Genomic DNA, 4,196 nt, shown 5'->3' on the forward strand with positions numbered 1-4,196 from the left:
GGCTGCCGTGGCTGGTGCCGCCGCAGGCTGGGCAGCGCCCGCCAGGAAGCCGGCCGCAATCGCCGGGAAGGCCTGGCCCTGCAGCTCGGCCTGGGCGTTCATGGCGATCATGCGCGTCACGTCGATGCGGCCTTCGAGCGCGGCGATCTGTTGCCAGGCCTGCGGTGCGCGCGTGGGCAGGTCGGCACGGTAGAGCAGCACCGCGTCGTAGCGCGGGAAGTAGTTGGCATCGTCCTGCAGCGTGACCAGGCCCAGGTCGGCGATGCGCGCGTCGGTGGTGTAGATGTCGGTCAGGTCGATGCGCTGCGAGGCCAGCGCCTGGTACGACAGGCCATGGTCGATGGAGGTGGGCCGCTGCGGCAGCTGGTAGCGTTTGGACAGGCCGGGCCAGCCGTCCTCGCGGCCGAGGAACTCCTGCGAGATGGCGATGCGCAGATCGGGCGCGTTGCGCAGGTCGCCCAGGGTCTTGAGTTGGTGCTTGCGCGCCACCTCGGCGCTGGCGGCCAGCGCATAGCTGTTGGAAAAGCCCAGCGGCACGCCCATGGCCAGGCCCATCTCGCGCAGCCTGCGGTCGATGGTTTCGCGTGGCGAGCCGGTGGGCAGCTTGAGGATCTCGCGCTCCACCGTGCCCAGGTACTCGGGGTAGATGTCGATGGAGCCGGTCTTGAGCGCCTCGACCACCACGGCGGTGTTGCCCAGGCCCTGGCGGTGCTCGGCCGTGGCGCCGCCCTGGCGCGCGGCCTGGGTGATGACCTCGCCGAGGATGTAGCTTTCGGTGAAGCGCTTGGAGCCCACGGCCAGCGACTCTGCGGCCGCCTGCAAGGGCCAGGCGAGGGTGCTGGCCAGCACCAGCAGGGTGGCTTTGGCGGCGGTGCGCCAGGGCAGTCGGGTGGGGTGCATCGGGCCATTCTGCGCTGCTTTGCGCCCGAGGCTGCGCTGCCCGCAGATTATGGCCGTCCAGGGCCCTTCAGGGCTTGGCAGGTAGGGCGGGCCGTTCGGCCAACGCCTGGACCAGCCGGGTCCTGGCCTGGGCGCCCTGCTGGGCGCCAAGCTGCACCTGGTTCATCAGCGCAAGGTAGCGGTCCAGGCGGGCCTGGTCGCTGAACATCAGCCTCTGGGGCGGCCCTGGGTCGATGAAATAGCCGCCCGGGATGCTGTCCATGAAGTCCAGCAGCGCCGAGGCGCCCGCCATGGCCGCGGTCTCGCCGGCCGCGAAGCCGGCCACGAAGTCGCCCACCAGCCGCAGCGCGCGCTCGAACCCGCTGGCCAGGGGGCCGTAGGTGAAGGCGGGCAGCTGCGGCTGCAAGGCCTTCATGTCCTTGAGCGCCTGGGCGTTGGCCACCTCCATGCGGCTGCGGTAGCTGGCCAGGGCCTGCTGCCAGGCCTTGAGGCGGACCCGCGTCTGGGTGCGCAGCTCGGGCGAGACCATCGTTGCCGGGGCCAGCATGGTCTGGGGCTGCAGGGCGGCGAGGTCCTTCACATAGTGGTCCTCGATCGCATCAGTCTCCCGGCGGTAGGCGGCCTTGAGCCGCATGAAGGGCTCCATCATGCCGAGCCGGGCGTCCAGCACCTCCTGGTCGCTGACGGAGCCGCCGGCATTGATCTTGTCGAGCAGGGGCCCGGCCTTGGCCATCGAGTCCAGGGCCTGCTGCTCCTGGTCTTTGCTGGCGCCGGTCTGGGCCTGTGCCGGTGCCGCAGCGGCGCCCGCCAGCAGCAGGGCCGCCAGTGCGGTCCGTACCGCCCGTGCCGCGGACTTGCGCCGCGTGTTCATGGATTGCATGGTGTCTTTTCTCCCTCTCTCTCTCTGGCGATTGTCGCCCGAAGAGAGCACCGGGTGGCCGAGTCAGCGCGGGCGCGGCGTTGCGGCCAGGCCGGCCAGGATGAGGTCGATGCCTGCGAGGAAGTCCTCCCGGTCGTCGTGCTCGCGCAACTGGCCGGCCAGGCTGCGGGTGAAGGGGTAGTCCACCGGGTCCAGCGCGGACCAGGCTGCGGCGACCTCGGCCAGCAGGCCTGCGCGGTCGCCCTGGCCGGAAGGTGCTCGGTGTGCCTGCGCATTGGCGGCGTTCTGCCCGGCCACGCCCAGGATGTAGCTCAGCAGCGCGTTGGCAGCGGTCCACTGCGCCTTGTGCCGGACCACACCGAGCGCGCGCACCTGCTGGCCCAGGGGCTCGAGGATGCGCACCACCGGCAACTGCCCCGCGGCCTGTGTGAGCGCCGTGCCCAGCCAGGGGCGCGCGTCGATGGCATCAAACATGGCCAGCGCCACGGCACGGATGTGCGCTCGGGGTGTGCCCCCCGGCGCCAGCGCGGCCAGGCTGCGGGCCACCACGGCATCGCAGGCGGCGGTCAGCAGGTCGTTCTTGTCGTCGATGTGCCAGTAGATCGCGCCCGGGCCGGTGGCCAGGCGCTCGGCCAGGGCGCGGAAGGTCAGGCCACCCACCCCGGCGCTGTCGAGCAGCGCGATCGATGCCTCGACGATGCCCTCGCGCGTGAGCGCATCCCCCCGCCGCGGCGCGGCCACGGGCGCTGCGGCAGGGGCTGGCGTGCGCCGGGTCTTCGTGTCGGGGCGGGCGGCGGCGGGGGGTACGGAAGGGGTCTTTGCGGTGGCCATGGCCGCATCTTGGCATATGCCTGGCACCCGTGGAACGCTGTTCCACTACAATCTAATGGAACGGCGTTCCATAAGTCACTTCCCAACCACTTCACGCCGCGACGCAAAGGACCCCTGACATGACGAACCACACCCCCATCGCCATCATCGGCGCCGGCCTGGGCGGGCTGGTGCTGGCCCGCGTGCTGCACGTGCACGGCATTGCCGCCACCGTGTACGAGGCGGAGCCCTCGGCCAGCGCCCGCGCGCAGGGCGGCATGCTCGACATCCACGAACACAATGGGCAGCGCGCGCTGCATGCTGCGGGGCTGTTCGCCGAGTTCCAGTCCATCATCCATGCGGGCGGTGAGGCATCGCGGGTGTTCGATCGGCATGGCCGCTTGCTGCTGGACGAGCCCGACGACGGCAGGGGCGGGCGGCCCGAGGTGCCCCGCGGGGAGCTGCGCCGGATCCTGCTCGATGCGCTGCCTGCCGACAGCGTGCGCTGGGGGCACAAGCTGGCCCAGGTCACTGCGCTGGGCGGCGGGCGCCACCGGCTGGCCTTTGACAACGGTGCGGAGGTGGAGACCGGCCTGCTGGTGGGCGCCGATGGCGCCTGGTCGAAAGTGCGGCCCCTGCTGTCCGACGCCACGCCGGCCTACGTGGGCACCTCGTTCGTCGAGACCTGGCTGCACGACTGCGACACGTGGCACCCCGCGAGCTCGCAGGCGGTGGGCCGGGGGGCGATGTTTGCGCTGGCCCCCGGTCAGGGCATCGTGGCGCACCGCGAGCCGCATGGCGTGCTGCACACATATGTGCAGCTGAGCAGGCCCCTGGAGTGGTTCCAGGCCATCGACTTCACCCAACCCGCCGCCGCCCTGGCCCGTGTGGCCCACGAATTCGCGGGCTGGGCCGCGCCGCTCACCGCGCTGGTCACCGATGGCGATACTGCGCCGGTGCTGCGCACCCTGCACGCCCTGCCGGTGGACCACCGCTGGCAGCGGGTGCCGGGCGTGACCCTGCTGGGCGATGCGGCGCACCTGATGGTGCCGTCGGGCGAAGGGGCCAACCTGGCCATGCTCGACGGTGCGGAACTGGCCCAGGCGATCCTTGCCCACCCGGGGAACCTGGAGGCTGCACTCTCGGCCTACGAGCAGGCCCTGTTCCCCCGCAGCGCGGCCGAGGCGCGCGCAGCCCAGGGCATTCTGGACCTGTGCCTAGGCGCGCGTGCGCCGCACGGTCTGGTGGAGATGCTGCGCGGGGGCTGACCAGGGCATGTGGGTGGGCTGCGGGCCCGCCCTTGCAGGCGTGTCTGACACGCACATGGCCGCGCAGCCGACAGCCGCATGCCGGGTCGCCCGGCCACCATGGCGGCATGGCGTTCCTCCTCCCTCCCGACTCCCTGGATGCGATCGGTGCTGCCGACGCCAGCGCAACCGTGGCCCCGCCCGCCGGGCAGTACGGCATTCTTCGCCCGGCCCTGCTGGTGCTGCCCGGATGGGACGATGATGGCAAGGCCCAGTACGACGCGATGGACCAGGATCTGGGCGCCCAGGGCTGGCAGTGCCGGCGTGGCGACCTGCCCGATGCCGGCTGGGGGGCCGCC

The 4,196-nt window shown here is 71.8% G+C and carries 5 protein-coding genes; 2 read left to right on the forward strand and 3 right to left on the reverse strand.

Annotated elements, in window-relative coordinates; all coding sequences use genetic code 11:
• The 3 genes from PMI14_RS06575 to PMI14_RS06585 form a co-directional block, all read right to left on the reverse strand.
• Window positions 1-900 (reverse strand): glycine betaine ABC transporter substrate-binding protein (locus tag PMI14_RS06575; protein WP_007851603.1); only part of this gene is annotated, 900 nt, incomplete at its 3' end.
• Window positions 901-967: 67 nt separating this feature from the next.
• Window positions 968-1,780, reverse strand: coding sequence for a hypothetical protein (locus PMI14_RS06580; RefSeq protein WP_007851605.1), 813 nt, complete (start codon window positions 1,778-1,780; stop codon window positions 968-970).
• 63 nt (window positions 1,781-1,843) lie between these two features.
• Complete coding sequence (locus PMI14_RS06585; RefSeq protein ID WP_007851608.1) at window positions 1,844-2,611, reverse strand: TetR/AcrR family transcriptional regulator; 768 nt, start codon at window positions 2,609-2,611, stop codon at window positions 1,844-1,846.
• 119 nt (window positions 2,612-2,730) lie between these two features.
• Here PMI14_RS06585 and PMI14_RS06590 point away from each other — a divergent pair, with 119 nt between their 5' ends.
• Together PMI14_RS06590 and PMI14_RS06595 are read left to right on the forward strand one after the other, a co-directional pair.
• Window positions 2,731-3,858, forward strand: coding sequence for an NAD(P)/FAD-dependent oxidoreductase (locus tag PMI14_RS06590; protein WP_007851611.1), 1,128 nt, complete (start codon window positions 2,731-2,733; stop codon window positions 3,856-3,858).
• A gap of 107 nt (window positions 3,859-3,965) precedes the next feature.
• Window positions 3,966-4,196, forward strand: a 231-nt coding sequence (locus PMI14_RS06595) for a hypothetical protein (RefSeq protein WP_007851613.1), incomplete at its 3' end; no start/stop codon positions are given.

Origin of the sequence: Acidovorax sp. CF316 (assembly GCF_000276605.1) — a bacterium.
Taxonomy (GTDB): domain Bacteria; phylum Pseudomonadota; class Gammaproteobacteria; order Burkholderiales; family Burkholderiaceae_C; genus Acidovorax.